The organism is Halomonas sp. NyZ770 (assembly GCF_020616575.1).
GTDB classification, from domain to species: Bacteria; Pseudomonadota; Gammaproteobacteria; order Pseudomonadales; family Halomonadaceae; genus Vreelandella; species Vreelandella hamiltonii.
Window position 1 is genome coordinate 3229220 of sequence record NZ_CP085143.1, and the last position, 14449, is coordinate 3243668.

At 61.8% G+C, this 14449-nt stretch carries 15 protein-coding genes; 14 read left to right on the top strand and 1 reads right to left on the bottom strand.

Annotation, left to right across the window (positions count from 1 at the left end; all coding sequences use genetic code 11):
- Nucleotides 1–122: 122 nt before the first annotated feature.
- On the bottom strand, nucleotides 123–917 hold the full coding sequence (locus LG409_RS14895) for an inositol monophosphatase family protein (RefSeq protein WP_039180303.1): 795 nt from the start codon (nucleotides 915–917) through the stop codon (nucleotides 123–125).
- A 141-nt stretch (nucleotides 918–1058) separates the two neighbouring features.
- Between LG409_RS14895 and trmJ the strand changes: the two genes are divergently transcribed.
- The 14 genes from trmJ (at nucleotide 1059) to der (ending at nucleotide 14408) form a co-directional block, all read left to right on the top strand.
- Nucleotides 1059–1814: a tRNA (cytosine(32)/uridine(32)-2'-O)-methyltransferase TrmJ gene (gene trmJ / locus LG409_RS14900; RefSeq protein ID WP_144982376.1), complete on the top strand. Its 756-nt coding sequence runs from the start codon at nucleotides 1059–1061 to the stop codon at nucleotides 1812–1814.
- A 119-nt stretch (nucleotides 1815–1933) separates the two neighbouring features.
- Nucleotides 1934–2797, top strand: a complete 864-nt coding sequence (gene cysE / locus LG409_RS14905; RefSeq protein WP_039180308.1) for a serine O-acetyltransferase — start codon at nucleotides 1934–1936, stop codon at nucleotides 2795–2797.
- A 76-nt stretch (nucleotides 2798–2873) separates the two neighbouring features.
- Nucleotides 2874–3341 (top strand): Fe-S cluster assembly transcriptional regulator IscR, encoded by a 468-nt coding sequence (gene iscR / locus LG409_RS14910; protein ID WP_039180312.1) that lies wholly within the window; start codon nucleotides 2874–2876, stop codon nucleotides 3339–3341.
- A gap of 31 nt (nucleotides 3342–3372) precedes the next feature.
- Entirely contained in the window at nucleotides 3373–4563 is a 1191-nt protein-coding gene (locus tag LG409_RS14915; RefSeq protein ID WP_227407017.1) for an aminotransferase class V-fold PLP-dependent enzyme, read from the top strand.
- Nucleotides 4564–4591: 28 nt separating this feature from the next.
- Nucleotides 4592–4918 (top strand): HesB/IscA family protein, encoded by a 327-nt coding sequence (locus tag LG409_RS14920; RefSeq protein WP_016914918.1) that lies wholly within the window; start codon nucleotides 4592–4594, stop codon nucleotides 4916–4918.
- A 168-nt stretch (nucleotides 4919–5086) separates the two neighbouring features.
- A complete protein-coding gene (gene ndk, locus LG409_RS14925) occupies nucleotides 5087–5512 on the top strand; it encodes a nucleoside-diphosphate kinase (RefSeq protein WP_039180317.1) in 426 nt (141 codons plus the stop codon).
- A gap of 81 nt (nucleotides 5513–5593) precedes the next feature.
- Nucleotides 5594–6772 (top strand): 23S rRNA (adenine(2503)-C(2))-methyltransferase RlmN, encoded by a 1179-nt coding sequence (rlmN, locus tag LG409_RS14930; protein ID WP_227407018.1) that lies wholly within the window; start codon nucleotides 5594–5596, stop codon nucleotides 6770–6772.
- A 101-nt stretch (nucleotides 6773–6873) separates the two neighbouring features.
- Nucleotides 6874–7605, top strand: coding sequence for a type IV pilus biogenesis/stability protein PilW (gene pilW, locus LG409_RS14935; protein WP_144982379.1), 732 nt, complete (start codon nucleotides 6874–6876; stop codon nucleotides 7603–7605).
- A gap of 40 nt (nucleotides 7606–7645) precedes the next feature.
- Nucleotides 7646–8575, top strand: coding sequence for a RodZ domain-containing protein (locus tag LG409_RS14940; protein ID WP_227407019.1), 930 nt, complete (start codon nucleotides 7646–7648; stop codon nucleotides 8573–8575).
- An 8-nt stretch (nucleotides 8576–8583) separates the two neighbouring features.
- Nucleotides 8584–9699, top strand: coding sequence for a flavodoxin-dependent (E)-4-hydroxy-3-methylbut-2-enyl-diphosphate synthase (gene ispG / locus LG409_RS14945; protein WP_039180327.1), 1116 nt, complete (start codon nucleotides 8584–8586; stop codon nucleotides 9697–9699).
- A gap of 68 nt (nucleotides 9700–9767) precedes the next feature.
- Complete coding sequence (hisS, locus tag LG409_RS14950) at nucleotides 9768–11084, top strand: histidine--tRNA ligase (protein ID WP_096922149.1); 1317 nt, start codon at nucleotides 9768–9770, stop codon at nucleotides 11082–11084.
- An 83-nt stretch (nucleotides 11085–11167) separates the two neighbouring features.
- Complete coding sequence (locus LG409_RS14955) at nucleotides 11168–11827, top strand: YfgM family protein (RefSeq protein WP_096922148.1); 660 nt, start codon at nucleotides 11168–11170, stop codon at nucleotides 11825–11827.
- Complete coding sequence (gene bamB, locus LG409_RS14960; RefSeq protein ID WP_096922147.1) at nucleotides 11827–13008, top strand: outer membrane protein assembly factor BamB; 1182 nt, start codon at nucleotides 11827–11829, stop codon at nucleotides 13006–13008. The genes LG409_RS14955 and bamB overlap by 1 nt, the downstream gene beginning before the upstream one ends.
- A complete protein-coding gene (der, locus tag LG409_RS14965; protein ID WP_039180340.1) occupies nucleotides 13005–14408 on the top strand; it encodes a ribosome biogenesis GTPase Der in 1404 nt (467 codons plus the stop codon). Before bamB ends, der begins: the two co-directional genes overlap by 4 nt.
- The last annotated feature ends 41 nt before the right edge of the window (nucleotides 14409–14449 follow it).

The following is a 14449-nucleotide window of genomic DNA, read 5'->3' on the forward strand; positions in this document are numbered from 1 at the left end:
ACCTCCCTATGGCTCGAGGCACTCATCAGAGCGCTGACGCGACAACAAATCAAGCGCACAACGAAAAACGCCCTGCCGGGATTCCGGCAGGGCGTTATCGAGAACAGGTGACACAAGGCTTATCAGAAATGAGGCGCCAGCTGTTTGATCAGTGCTTTATAAAGGCGCGGGCCAGCGGCCATCAGTTGGCCTTCTGCGGTGACGGTGGGCTGGCCGTTGGGCGTGCCCATCAGCGCGCCGGCTTCTTTCAGCAGCAGCGTACCGACCTGCATGTCCTGCTCTTCCAAGCCTAGAACGAACACGCTGTCGACGCGGCCAGCGGCCAGTTCGCAAATGTCCAGCAGGCCAGAGCCCGTGGCGACCAGGGTTTCCACCTGGGGGGCCAGTTGCTGCGTCACGGTCAGGTAGGCAGGCAGATGGCTGGGGCGCAGCCAGGCTTCCGGCAGGCTCATGGCCATGCGGGTACCGGGAATGGCCGTGGGCTTGCTCACGCGCATACGCTTGTCGTTGTGCTGGGCGCCACGGCCACGGCTGGCGATGTATTCGTCATCGCCAAAGGGAGAGACCACCACCGCGTGTTCGGGGCGACCTTTGATCAGACACACCACTGAGAGTGCAAAGCCCTTGCCTGCCACGGCCAGGTTGGAATAGCCATGCAGGGGTTCGATCTTCCAAACGATCTCTTCGCCTTCACCCTCACCCGCTTGATGGGGGGTGTAGCGGCCGGAGAAGCCATGCTGCGGATAGCCGCGCTGCAGTTGCTGAACGATGGTGGCTTCGGCCTTGCGGGCCGTGTCTTCCAGCAGGCGGTCGAGATTGAATTCTTCGTGGGCGTTTTCGATACGCTCACGGACACGCAGAAAATGTTCAACCGCGCTACGCGCAGCGCGCAGCGTAAATTGGACCATTGGATTCATGATCGGGCCTTGTCACAGTGATGTTAAAGAACGGGGGCAGGCGCAGGACACCTTGATGGCGGGCAATTCTACCAGAGGCCCCTCGGGCATGCCATCGACTCGTGCTAAACTGCGCTTTTTACGTCGTGAACCGGGCTTATCATGCTTGACCGCATTCGAATCGTTCTTATTGGCACCAGCCATCCTGGCAATATTGGCGGCGTGGCACGCGCCATGCACAACATGGGCCTGGCGGATCTGGCGCTCGTCGCCCCCCGCTGCGACGTGCTCACTCAGGAGAGCATCTCACGGGCGTCAGGGGCCGACCATCTGCTCCATCAGGCGGCCATTCATGCCACGCTGGAAGATGCCGTGGCCGACTGCACCCTGGCCGTGGGTGCCAGTGCCCGCTCACGTACGCTGCCTTGGCCGATGATCTCTCCCCGAGAGCTGGCCGAACGCCTGCCAGCCGAGTGCCGCCCTGCCAATGCGCGCATCGCGCTGGTGTTTGGGCGCGAGGACAGCGGCTTGACCAATGCCGAGCTGCAGCGCTGCCATGCCCACGTACACATTCCCACCAATGCGGATTTCAGCTCGCTGAACCTGGCGGCAGCGGTACAGGTACTCGCCTACGAGTGTCGCATGGCCTGGCTGACGCAAGCCGACGCGCCCCCCGCTCAAGAGGATGACGAAGAGGCCGCGCTGGCGTCCCACGAAGAGCTGGAGCGGTACTTCGAGCACCTGGAGCGCACGCTGATCGCCATCGAGTTTCATGACCCCGCACAGCCGCGCCAGTTGATGGCACGCCTGCGCCGCCTGTACCTGCGAGCTCGCCCCGAGAAAATGGAAATGAACATCCTGCGCGGTATCCTGTCGGCCACGGAGAAGGCAGCCCAACAGCACACGACACCTCGTTGATACGCGCCACGGCCAGCCCGATGGCCTAAACTTGAAGTTATCCGGTGGTGCCCCCACATTTGGGGGCCGACCCCAGCACAGCCTGCCCTGCTGCCGCTTTTACGCCCAAGGACACTCCCATGTTTCAACGCCTGCGCGAAGACATCAACAGCGTATTCGACCGCGACCCAGCGGCACGCAACTTTCTCGAGGTCTTGACCAACTACCCGGGCCTGCATGCTCTGCTGCTGCACCGCTGTGGCCACTGGTTATGGAAGAAGAACTTCAAGTGGCTGGCGCGCACGGTATCTACCTTCTCCCGCTGGATGACCGGTATCGAGATCCACCCCGGCGCCACCATTGGTCGGCGCTTCTTCATCGATCACGGCATGGGCGTGGTGATCGGTGAGACCGCCCAGGTCGGCGACAACGTGACGCTCTACCAAGGAGTCACGCTAGGCGGCACCAGCTGGAATAAAGGCAAGCGTCACCCCACGTTGGAAGATGGCGTGATCGTCGGGGCAGGTGCCAAAATTCTGGGCCCGTTCACGGTTGGAGCCGGTGCCAAGATTGGCTCCAACGCCGTGGTGACCAAAGAGGTGCCCGCTGGCGCAACGGTGGTCGGCATTCCTGGCAAGATCGTCAAGCGCGCCGAACCTGATGTAGAGGAAGCGCTGGATATCGACCCGGCTCGCCGCGAAGCCATCTGCCAGAAATTCGGTTTCGATGCCTACGGCGTCAGCCAGGACATGCCCGATCCGGTAGCACGCTCCATGCAGGCCATGCTGGACCATATGCACGCCGTGGACGAGCGTATCGAACGCATGTGCTCTACCCTGCGCAAGCTGGATGCCAGCTACCGTGACGGCCAACTGCCCGAACTCAGGGATGAGGACTTCGCCGACATTCTCGACGAAGGCGAATCGGGCTGCGCTGGGTCAGGCAAACACCGCAGTGACAAGGTCAGCGCCGCCGAAACCTCCGACACGCGCCCCAATAGTTGACCAAAGCACTCAGGATTTCCATAATGGCGCTACACTTGCCGCCAGTGCGCTGAGGTTCAGCGACGAGGTACCTGTTATGCGCTTGACTACCAAAGGCCGATACGCCGTTACCGCCATGCTGGACCTGGCGATCAATACGCCTCAAGGCCCTACCAGCCTTGGCGATATATCCCAGCGCCAGGAGATCTCGCTCTCGTATCTGGAGCAGCTGTTTGCGCGGCTGCGGCGCAGCGGGCTGGTCACCAGCGTACGTGGCCCTGGCGGAGGCTATCTACTGGCCAAGCCTGCCGCCGAGATCAGCGTGTCCCAGGTCATCGATGCGGTCAATGAAACCGTCGATGCCACCCGCTGCCAGGGGCTTTCCGACTGCCAGCAGGGCGACACCTGCCTGACCCATCACTTGTGGTGCGAACTTTCGGGGCAAATACGCCACTTCCTGGATGACGTGACGCTGGCGCAGCTGATGCAGCGCCCGGACGTCATTCGTATTGCCGCTCGACAGAAGCAGCGCGCCGACGCCGGGATTCTTGCCTCTTCCCCCTGACGCCATTCACTGCCCGTTGGAACTCAAACTCATGACAGCCACGCTCTCACTGCCCATTTACCTCGACTATGCCGCCACTACGCCGGTAGATGAGCGCGTGGCCGAGGTGATGACGCGCTACCTGACCGTCGACCAGCTGTTTGCCAACCCGGCATCGCGCAGCCACATGCTGGGCTGGCAGGCAGAGCAAGTCGTGGAGCAGGCACGGCGCCAGGTGGCCGACCTGATTCATGCCGACCCTCGCGAGATCGTATGGACCAGCGGTGCTACCGAAGCCAACAATCTGGCGCTGATCGGCTTCATGCGCGCCAACCGTCAGCGCGGCATGCACCTGGTCACTTCGTCCATCGAACACAAGGCCGTGGTGGATACCGCCAAGGCACTGGAAAGCGAAGGCTTCGAGGTCACCTGGCTCAAGCCCCAGCGGGACGGGCGCATCACCCCCGAACAGCTGCGCGAGGCCATGCGGGATGACACCGCACTGGTGTCGCTGATGGCAGTGAACAACGAGCTGGGCAGCATCAACGACATCGCGGCGCTGGCAGCCGTGGCCCACGACTTTGGCGCGGCCTTCCATACCGATGCCGCTCAGGCGGTAGGACGCATCCCGCTGGACGTGGTCGAACAGCACATCGACTTGATGTCGCTGTCTGCCCATAAAGCCTATGGCCCCAAAGGGGTGGGCGCTCTGTACGTGAAACGCCATCCGGACATGCGTGTCGAAGCGCTGATTCACGGCGGCGGGCACGAGCGTGGCATGCGTTCCGGCACGCTGCCCACCCACCAGATTGCGGGCATGGGGGAAGCCTTTGCCGTCATGCAGCAGCAGCAAGCTCAGGATCAGGCGCATATTGCCGCCCTTCGCGAGCAACTGCTGAATGGCCTGAGCACGCTGGAGGGCGTCATTCCCAACTCGCCCCAGCAGCACGGGGTGCCCAATATTCTCAATCTCGCGTTCGAGGGTGTCGATGGTGAAGCGCTGCTGATGGCCCTGCGCGACGTTGCCGTGTCTACAGGCTCTGCCTGCAACTCGGCCAGCGTCGACCCCTCTTACGTCCTGCTGGGCATCGGAACACCCCGTCGGCTGGCGCTCTCTTCGCTGCGCTTGAGCTTTGGACGGTTTACCCAGCCAGCCGATATCGACCACGCACTGACACTACTGCACCACGCCGTCAGCGGCCTGCGTGCTTCGGCGCGCCAGGCCACTGCGCCTGGCCGCTGACCGACCGACTTTTCAAGGAGAGTGCTCCATGGCAACGCTTAACATTTCCCCCGCCGCCGCCGAGCAGATCCACCGCGTCCTCGAAGAGCGCGGCAAGGGGCTTGGCCTTCGGGTATCCGTCAAACCCAGCGGCTGCTCGGGCTACAGCTATGTGCTCGACTTTGCCGACGAGGCTCAGCCAGATGACGTGCACTTCGAGTCCCACGGGGCCAGCGTCTACGTGGCCACCGATGCCGTCGAGATGCTGGACGGCAGCGAAGTGGACTACGTCAGCGAAGGGCTCAATCGCTTCTTCCGCTTCAACAATCCCAACGTCAAGGATCAGTGCGGCTGCGGTGAAAGCTTTACCGTTTAAGCGCTCTTTGACGTCACTCATCGGTATTCATCCCCTGCGTGAGACGCTATAATCGCGGCCACTCGGCCTGCGGCATAGCGTCCAGACAAGGCCGGACACATTTTCCTGTGCCGCCCTGGCTTTCCGGGGCGGCAATTTCTGCTTTATCCCTTTCTAGGAGATCTCTGCATGGCGACTGAACGTACTCTTTCCATCATCAAGCCCGATGCCGTAGCCAAGAATGCCATCGGCGACATCATCGCACGCTTCGAAAAGGCTGGCCTGCAAGTGGTCGCGGCCAAGATGCTGCACCTCTCCGAAGAGAAAGCCGGTGGTTTCTACGCCGAGCACAAAGAGCGCCCCTTCTTCAAGGATCTGGTCGGTTTCATGACCTCTGGCCCGGTCGTCGTTCAAGTGCTGGAAGGTGAAGGCGCCATCGCCAAGAACCGTGAGCTGATGGGTGCTACCAACCCTAAAGAAGCCGCTCCGGGCACCATCCGCGCCGACTTCGCGGAAACAATCGACGCCAACGCTGTCCATGGTTCCGACTCTGCCGAAAGCGCTGCACGCGAAATTAGCTACTTCTTCGGTAACGACGAAATCTGCCCGCGCTAAACCAGCGCTGCCGTTTCAACATTCGTTGCCGGCCATTTTTGCGGGGGCCTGGCCCCCGCCTCTTTCTGAACGCTGACCGCCATGACCACCACTGTCGCTCCATCATCACCGTCTTCTCTATCCATCGCTGACCACGCCACGGAGGCGGAGCCCGCACGCCAGAACCTGCTGGGGCTCTCTCGTGAGCAAATGGAAGCTTTCTTTTCATCCATTGGTGAGAAGAAATTCCGTGCCACCCAGGTCATGAAGTGGATCCACCAGGAGGGCGTCGATGACTTTGCCGTGATGACCAACCTGTCCAAACCGCTGCGCGACAAGCTCGCTCAGGTGGCCGAGATTCGCGGCCCAGGCGTCGTGTATGAAGGCACGTCCAGCGACGGCACGCGCAAATGGGTGCTCGAAGTGGAAGATGGCAGCTATGTCGAAACGGTTCTGATCCCGGCAGAGAACGGTAAGCGACGCACCCTGTGCGTGTCGTCACAGGTCGGCTGCTCGCTGGATTGCAGCTTCTGCTCCACGGGCAAACAGGGCTTCCAGCGCAACCTCACGGCCGCTGAAATCATTGGTCAGGTCTGGGTAGCGCAACGCAGCGTTGGCCCTCGGCGGGATACCGCCAACCGTCCGGTGACCAACGTGGTCATGATGGGCATGGGCGAGCCGCTGTTGAATTTCGACAACGTCGTGCCTGCCATGAAGCTGATGCTCGACGACAACGGCTATGGCCTCTCCAAGCGCCGCGTCACCCTCTCCACGTCGGGCGTGGTGCCGATGATGGATAAACTGGGCGATGAGATGGACGTCAGCCTGGCGATTTCGCTGCACGCCTCCACCGATGAGCTGCGTAACGAACTCGTCCCGATCAACCGCAAGTACAACATTCGTGCCTTGCTGGATGCCTGTCACCGCTACCTGGCCAAATGCCCGGACAACCGTCAGGTGACCATCGAGTACACCTTGATCAAAGGCGTGAATGACCAGCAGGAACACGCCGAACAGCTGGCGGCGCTTCTCAAGGAGCTGCCCTGCAAGATCAACCTGATTCCCTTTAACCCGTTCCCCAATTCGGGTTATGAAAAGCCCTCGCGCAACCAGGTCATGCGTTTTCAGCAATGGCTTTATGACCTGGAGTACAACGCCACCGTCCGCACCACCCGAGGGGATGACATCGATGCCGCCTGCGGCCAACTGGTCGGACGCGTAAAAGACCGCACCAAGCGCAGTGCGCGCTATATTCAATCGGTTCAACTGGATGCAGACTAAGGCCGCTGTCTTGACTTCCACACAACACAGCGCTTTGATGGTCACGTTTTTTTATTAACGTCATCAGTGCGAGCAAGGCCGCACTGTTCAAGAGGACATACATGATCGGTCATCGCAGGTGCTTCTCCTTTTTCAGAGTGCCCATGCTGTCCGTCCTTGCTGGCAGCCTGCTGCTGGCGGGGTGTGCGACCTCGACGCCCACGTTCAACGAGAGCAACCCGGATGCCGCCGATGCCTATGCCCAATTGGGGGTGGCCTACCTGGAGCGGGATAACCTGCCCCGCGCCCTGAGCGCGCTGGACCGAGCACTGGAGCTGGATGCTCGCCACCCAGAGGCACTTCAGGCGATTGCGCTGGTCTATCAGCAGCAGGGAGAGCGCGATCTCGCCAATCGCTATTTCCAGCAGGCGCTGAGCGCCTCGCCCTCGTTTACGCGGGCACGCAACAACTATGCTGCCTTTTTGTATCAGCAGGGGCGCTACCCAGAGGCCTGCGAGCAGTTGGAAGCCGCCTCTGAGGATGCCCAATATGCCAATCGTGCCCAGCTATTCACCAACCTGGGTCAGTGCTATTTGGCGATTGACGAATTCGACAGGGCGCGCGACCGTTTGCAGCGCGCCCAGAGTATCGACCCGCGCAACACTCGCGGGTATTTAATGTTAGCCGAACTGGAAGTTTCGCAGGGACGATACGATCAGGCCTGGGAGCCGCTGCAAAGCTACCTGCAGTTGGCTGGCCCCGACCCGGCAGCGTTGGAAATGGCGATAGATATCGCCCTCGCCCGCGGCGACAGCGCGGCGGCCGCCGAATACCAACGCCTGCTGAACCCTTGATCAGTGCCCTGACCACCTATTTTTTGAAGGATGCTCAGCCATGAGCGAGACACAGTTACACGATAGCGTTACCTCCACCAGCACCGCTGGCGAACTGCTCTCCCGTCAACGTGAAGCGCTGGGCGTGCCGATTGTTGATGCTGCCCGTGCGCTGAATCTGCGCACCGCCGTGGTCGAAGGCCTGGAAAAGGACAACTACGAAGAAATTCCTGTCACCGCTTATCGCCGTGGCTACCTGCGTGCCTATGCAAAATACCTGGGCCTGGATGACAAGCTGGTGCTGGATGCCTATCAAGCGCGCCACGGCAGCAGCGAAACCGAGCGAAAGATCGCGCCCGTTGCCGTCACTCGCCCCCCATCAAAGGTGGGCGCCTGGTTATTCAAGCTGGTCACCCTTCTGGTGATCGTGGGCCTGATCGGCGTCACAGTTGCCTGGTGGCAAAGCCGTGGCGGCAGCGAGCCCCCAAGCATGGGCACGTCTTCCACGTTGGAAGAGGATGCCGCCGACAGTGCGACGCCGCCACCCGCCGAGCCGATGGTCGAGCCCGATCCCGTGGTGATCCCGCCCATGATCGACGAGCCTCAAGTCAGCATGGAGGACGAAGACGCCAGCACTGACGCCGATGCCAGCACTGAACCCGCCAGCGCCGAGCCGGTGACCGATGTCGCCGAGGCACAGGCGCCGGAAGCGCCCGCGGAAGATGCCGCGCCGGAACCCGTCGCCAACTCCAATCTGCTGGAACTGACCTTCAACGAGCAGTCCTGGACCGAGATCTTCGATGCCAACAACCAGCGCGTCTTCGTTGGCCTGCAAACGCCCGGCACCACCGCCAGCGTCGAGGGTACGCCGCCCTTCCGCCTGACCATCGGTAATGCCACCGGTGTCGAGCTGCGCTATCAAGGCGATACCGTCAACCTGGCGCAACGCGCCGGTGCCAACAATGTTGCCCGCTTTACTCTAGGAGAGTGACCCGTCCTATGCACGCCCCTTCTCCGATCAAACGTCGCCCCTCGCGCCAGATACACGTTGGTAACGTCGCCGTGGGCGGCGATGCCCCGATTGCCGTTCAAAGCATGACCAACACCAACACCCTGGACGTAGACGCCACCGTGGGTCAGATCCAGCAGTTGGAAAAAGCCGGTGCCGACATCGTCCGCGTGTCGGTCCCCGACATGGATGCTGCCGAAGCCTTCGGCAAGATCAAACAGCGAGTCGATGTGCCGCTGGTGGCCGACATCCACTTCGATTACAAGATTGCCCTGCGGGTCGCCGAGTTGGGCGTGGACTGCCTGCGTATCAACCCGGGCAATATTGGCCGGGAAGATCGCGTCCGCGCGGTGGTCAGTGCGGCCAGAGAGCACGGCATTCCGATTCGCATTGGCGTCAATGCCGGTTCGCTGGAAAAGGACCTGCAAAAGAAATATGGCGAGCCCACGCCTGCCGCGCTGGTCGAGTCGGCCATGCGCCACATCGACTACCTGGATCGGCTCGACTTCCAGGAGTTCAAGGTCAGCGTCAAAGCCTCGGACGTGTTCATGGCCGTGGCCGCCTATCGTGACCTGGCCACCCGCATCGAACAGCCGCTGCACCTGGGCATTACCGAAGCGGGTGGCCTGCGCTCGGGTACGGTCAAGTCATCGATTGGCCTCGGCATGCTGTTGATGGATGGTATCGGCGATACCATTCGCGTCTCGCTGGCCGCCGACCCGGTGGAAGAGATCAAGGTCGGCTTCGACATGCTCAAGAGCCTGAGACTGCGCGCCAAAGGCATCAACTTCATCGCCTGCCCCAGCTGTTCACGGCAGAACTTCGATGTCATCAGCACCATGAACCAGCTGGAAGAGCGCCTGGAAGACATCATGACCCCGCTGGATGTCTCGGTGATTGGCTGCGTGGTCAACGGCCCTGGCGAAGCCAAGGAGACCGATATCGGTCTGACCGGTGGTTCACCCGCCAACCTGGTCTACATCGACGGCAAACCTGCCAGCAAACTGCGTAACGACCATCTGGTGGATGACCTGGAAAAGCTGATCCGCGACAAGGTACGCCAGAAAGAGCAGCAGCAAGAGAACATGATTGCACGCAGCGTTTGACACCTGCGTTGCCTGCAACAGGCGGCACGCCTTGCGCCTCGCGCTGCCGCCCAGACAAGGAGTTTTCATTGAGCAAGTCCGCCGCTAAAAAGATTCAAGCCATCCGTGGAATGAACGACCTATTGCCCAGCGACAGCCCTCGCTGGCAATTTTTTGAGGCCAAGGTACGCCACTTGATGCAGCGCTACGGCTTTGATGAGATCCGTACGCCAATCGTGGAGCAAACCGCCCTGTTTGCCCGTTCCATCGGGGAAGTCACCGATATCGTCGAAAAAGAGATGTACACCTTCGACGACCGCAACGGCGACAGCCTGACCCTGCGCCCGGAAGGCACCGCCAGCTGCGTACGCGCTGCCATGGAGCATGGCCTGCTGCACAACCAGACCCAGCGGCTTTGGTATCAGGGTCCGATGTTCCGCCACGAGCGGCCCCAGAAAGGACGCTACCGTCAGTTTCATCAGGTGGGCGTGGAAACCTATGGCTTCGACGGCCCGGACATCGACGCCGAGGTCATTCTGCTCTCTGCCCGCTTATGGCAAGAGCTGGGCCTTCTCGAACATGTCACTCTGGAACTGAACTCCCTGGGCTCCAGCGACGCCCGCGCAGCCTACCGCGACAAGCTGGTGGCGTACTTCGAACAGCACCATGCGCTACTGGATGAAGACTCCAAACGTCGCCTGACCAGCAATCCGCTGCGCATTCTGGATTCCAAGAATCCCGATATGGCCGAGATGCTGAACGGCGCACCGCAGCTGATGGATCACCTGGACGAGACTTCGCGGGAGCACTTCGAGCAGCTCAAGGCCATGCTCGACGCGGCCAACATTCCCTACGTGGTCAACCCGCGCCTGGTGCGGGGCCTGGACTACTACTGCCGTACGGTGTTCGAGTGGACCACCACGGCGCTGGGCAGCCAGGGCACCGTCTGTGCCGGTGGCCGCTACGATGGGCTGGTCGAGCAACTGGGCGGCAAGCCCACACCTGCCGTGGGCTTTGCCATGGGGATCGAGCGGCTGATTCTGCTGCTGGAAACTCTCGACCTGGTACCGGAAGAAGCCTTGGGCGGCTGCGACGTCTACCTGGTGCCGATGGATGACAGCGCCACCGTGGCAGCTCTCACCCTGGCAGAACAGCTGCGCAGCGCACTGCCCGACCTGCGCCTGCAGCTGCACTGCGGTGGCGGCAGCTTCAAGAGTCGCATGAAAAAGGCCGACAAGAGCGCCGCGCCCATTGCCATTCTGCTGGGTGAAGACGAGCTGGCTCAGCAAACGGCCACCCTGAAATTCCTGCGCGATGACCGTGAGCAGCAACAGGTAGCCCAGGCCAGTCTTGCCAGCACGCTGAGCGACCTGCTGGCCGCCACACCAGGCAACGCGACCCACTAAACGCTGCCCACCGAGCGTTTCGTGTGGGCGATGCATACCTGTCAGCCGCTGCGGCGGCTGAGTGATTGAATAGGAGGCCGCCCGTGGCGGATCTGAGAAGCGAAGAAGAGCAGCTGGACGTCGTCAAGCGCTGGTGGAAAGAGAACGGTACGTCGCTGATTGCCGGCGCGGTGCTGGCTGCCGCCGGTGTGTTCGGCTGGAATGCCTGGCAGAACTACCAGGAAGGCCAGTCGGAAGCGGCCTCTGCCCGCTACCAGCAGCTGGTGACCATCACGGCCGCCAACTCGCTGGAAGAGGACCAGCTCGCGGCAGCGAGGGAACTGATCGGTGAACTGACCGACCAGTATGGCCGCACTCTGTATGCCGAGCTTGCCCAGTTGCTGGAAGCCCGCCTGGCTGTACAGGAAGGCGACCTGGCAACGGCCAGAGAAGCCCTCGACAGCGTCGCCAACGGCTCGTCACGCCGTTATGTTCAAAGCCTGGCCTGGCTGCGGCTGGCGCGTATCGAACTGGCCGAAGGCAACCCCGAGGCGGCACTGGAGCTATTGGACCAGCCGATCACCGACACGCTGGCCGCCCAACAGGCCAACGTACGCGGCGATGCTCACCTGGCGCTTGGCCAGCCCGAGCAGGCTCGCGAAGCATGGCAAGCCGCGCTGGAGATTGCCCAAACGCAGAACCAGCCGCTTTATGGCGTGCAGTTCAAGCTCGACGATATCGGCGCCGAGGAGGCGAATCAGTGATGACCAACAGCCTGTTAAAACCACGTTTTTCCACTTCGCTGATGCGTGCCACGCTGGGCGCCGTTGCGCTGGCCTTGCTGGCGGGTTGCGCCAGCAAGGGTGAGCCTGCCTACACCCCCAAAGAGCTGCGTAGCTTCAACGAAACCTCGTCACTGGATAGCCAGTGGCGGCGCAGCGTTGGCGACGGTTTTGGCCGTGCCCGCTACCCGATTGCACCGGCGCGCGAGGGTAATACCGTGTTTGCCGCCGATGCCAACGGCCTGATAGCCGCCTTCAATGCCCAGAGCGGTGAGCGTGAGTGGCAAGTCGAGCTGGATACCCCCATCTCCAGTGCACTCAACGCCATTGCCGGCCAAGTTTACCTGGGCACCCGCAACGGTGAAGTGATTGCGCTGAGCCAGCGTGACGGCAGCGTGAGCTGGCGTTCGCGCGTGTCCAGCGAAGTGCTGGCCGCTCCCCAGGCCAACCAGCAACTGCTGCTGGTACAGAGCATCGACGGCCAGATAACGGCCCTTGATCGCGCCAGCGGTGAAGAGCGCTGGGTCTACACCAGCTCTCAGCCTGCGCTGACACTGCGCGGCACCGGCACGCCCATGGTCATCGACCCGGTCACCTTCGTGGGTACGGCCAACGGACGCCTGGCAACGCTGGATAACCGCAGCGGCCAGCCCCTTTGGGAAATGCAGATTGCCACACCACGTGGCCGTAGCGATGTCGAACGTCTGGTGGACCTCTCTGGTCAACCGGTATTGAGCCCGGATGGTCGCCTGTTCGTCACCAGCTACAATGGCCGTGTGGTGGCACTGGAAGCTACTCAGGGCGGTACGCTGTGGGAAGCCAACATTTCCAGTCGCCATACTCCCGTTCTGGTCGGCAACCTGCTGCTGGTGGTGAGCGACAATAGCCACGTCATTGCCCTGGATGCCAATAGCGGCCAGGAAGTATGGCGTAATACGGATCTGGAAGATCGCTGGCTGACGCCTCCCGCCTTTGCGGATGGCCGTCTGGTGGTCGGTGATTTCGAAGGTTATGTGCACCTGCTGGATGCCCGTGAAGGCAATCTGGTAGGACGTACCCGCGTCCACAGCTCCGGTATCAGCGTGCGCCCTGTCACTGAAGGCAGCACCATTCATGTCCAGGCCAACAATGGTCGCCTGGAAACCCTGGAAGTCACTCCATGACACCCGTCATAGCGTTAGTGGGTCGACCCAATGTGGGAAAATCGACCCTGTTCAACCGCCTTACCCGCTCGCGCGACGCGCTGGTGGCGGATTTTCCCGGCCTGACCCGAGACCGTAAATACGGCAACGGCATGCTGGGTAACAAGGCCTATACCGTGATCGACACGGGCGGCATCAGCGGCGACGAGGAAGGCATCGACGCCGCCATGGCAGAGCAATCGCTGGCCGCCATCGACGAAGCAGACATCGTGCTGTTTCTGGTGGACGCCCGGGCGGGGCTCAACGTGGCCGACGAGGCCATCGCCAATCACCTGCGTGTCAATCAGAAGAAAACCTGGCTGGTGGTCAACAAGACCGATGGGCTCGAAGAGCACTCTGCCATGGCCGACTTCTGGAAGCTGGGCCTGGGCGACCCGTGGCCTATCGCCGCCGCCCACGGGCGCAACGTGTCGCTGCTCATCGATACCGTGCTGGAACCCTTCCCCGAGCGCGACCCGACCATTCCTGCCGACACCGGCACGAAAGGCATTCGTATCGGTGTGATTGGCCGCCCGAACGTGGGCAAGTCCACGCTGGTCAACCGGCTGCTGGGTGAAGACCGCGTTGTAGTGTTCGATGAAGCAGGCACCACTCGCGATGCCATCGAGATCCCCTTCGAGCGTAACGGCCATCCCTATGTGCTGATCGACACGGCCGGGATACGTCGACGCAAGAACGTGCGTGAAATTGCCGAGAAGTTCTCCATCATCAAGACGCTGGACGCCATCAAGGAGAGCCATGTGGCGGTGATGGTGCTGGATGCCCGCAGCGGTCTGGTCGAACAGGATCTGCACCTGCTGGACTACGTCCTGACCACGGGTCGGGCGCTAGTGCTGGCAGTGAACAAGTGGGACGGGCTGGAAAGCGAAGCCAAGGAGAAGATGCGGGCGGACATCAAGCGCCGTCTAGGCTTCGCCGACTACGCCGAGCTGCATTTCATCTCGGCACTGCACGGCACGGCCGTTGGCGACCTCTACCCCTCCATCGAGCGGGCCTTCAAGGCAGCCAATGCCCACTGGTCCACCAACCGCCTGACCACGCTGCTGCAAGATGCGGTCAGCCAGCATCCGCCCCCCATGGTCAACGGTCGGCGGATCAAGCTGCGCATGGCCCACCAGGGCGGCAGCAACCCGCCCATCATCGTGGTCCACGGCAACCAGACCGAATCGCTGCCCGAGGCCTACCGCCGTTACCTGATCAACACCTTCCGCAAGGTGCTGAAGGTACGCGGCACGCCCATGCGCTTCGAGTTCCGTTCAGGCAGTAACCCTTTCGACAAGATGGCAGGTGCCAGCGACAAGGAGAAAGCCAAGAAACGCGAGCTGAACCGCACCAAGGAAGCCCGCAAGAGCCGCCGCTAGGCGCTGCTCGAAAACTGGCCTTGCCTGCATCGCCCGCCTAT

Bases quoted from the DNA above. Each gene is read 5' to 3' on its own strand.
- bamB (WP_096922147.1), top strand. From the start codon at position 11,827: ATGACCAACAGCCTGTTAAAACCACGTTTTTCCACTTCGCTGATGCGT.
- cysE (WP_039180308.1), top strand. From the start codon at position 1,934: ATGTTTCAACGCCTGCGCGAAGACATCAACAGCGTATTCGACCGCGAC.
- rlmN (WP_227407018.1), top strand. From the start codon at position 5,594: ATGACCACCACTGTCGCTCCATCATCACCGTCTTCTCTATCCATCGCT.
- der (WP_039180340.1), top strand. From the start codon at position 13,005: ATGACACCCGTCATAGCGTTAGTGGGTCGACCCAATGTGGGAAAATCG.
- LG409_RS14940 (WP_227407019.1), top strand. From the start codon at position 7,646: ATGAGCGAGACACAGTTACACGATAGCGTTACCTCCACCAGCACCGCT.
- trmJ (WP_144982376.1), top strand. From the start codon at position 1,059: ATGCTTGACCGCATTCGAATCGTTCTTATTGGCACCAGCCATCCTGGC.
- ispG (WP_039180327.1), top strand. From the start codon at position 8,584: ATGCACGCCCCTTCTCCGATCAAACGTCGCCCCTCGCGCCAGATACAC.
- pilW (WP_144982379.1), top strand. From the start codon at position 6,874: ATGATCGGTCATCGCAGGTGCTTCTCCTTTTTCAGAGTGCCCATGCTG.
- iscR (WP_039180312.1), top strand. From the start codon at position 2,874: ATGCGCTTGACTACCAAAGGCCGATACGCCGTTACCGCCATGCTGGAC.
- LG409_RS14915 (WP_227407017.1), top strand. From the start codon at position 3,373: ATGACAGCCACGCTCTCACTGCCCATTTACCTCGACTATGCCGCCACT.
- ndk (WP_039180317.1), top strand. From the start codon at position 5,087: ATGGCGACTGAACGTACTCTTTCCATCATCAAGCCCGATGCCGTAGCC.
- LG409_RS14920 (WP_016914918.1), top strand. From the start codon at position 4,592: ATGGCAACGCTTAACATTTCCCCCGCCGCCGCCGAGCAGATCCACCGC.
- LG409_RS14895 (WP_039180303.1), bottom strand. From the start codon at position 917: ATGAATCCAATGGTCCAATTTACGCTGCGCGCTGCGCGTAGCGCGGTT.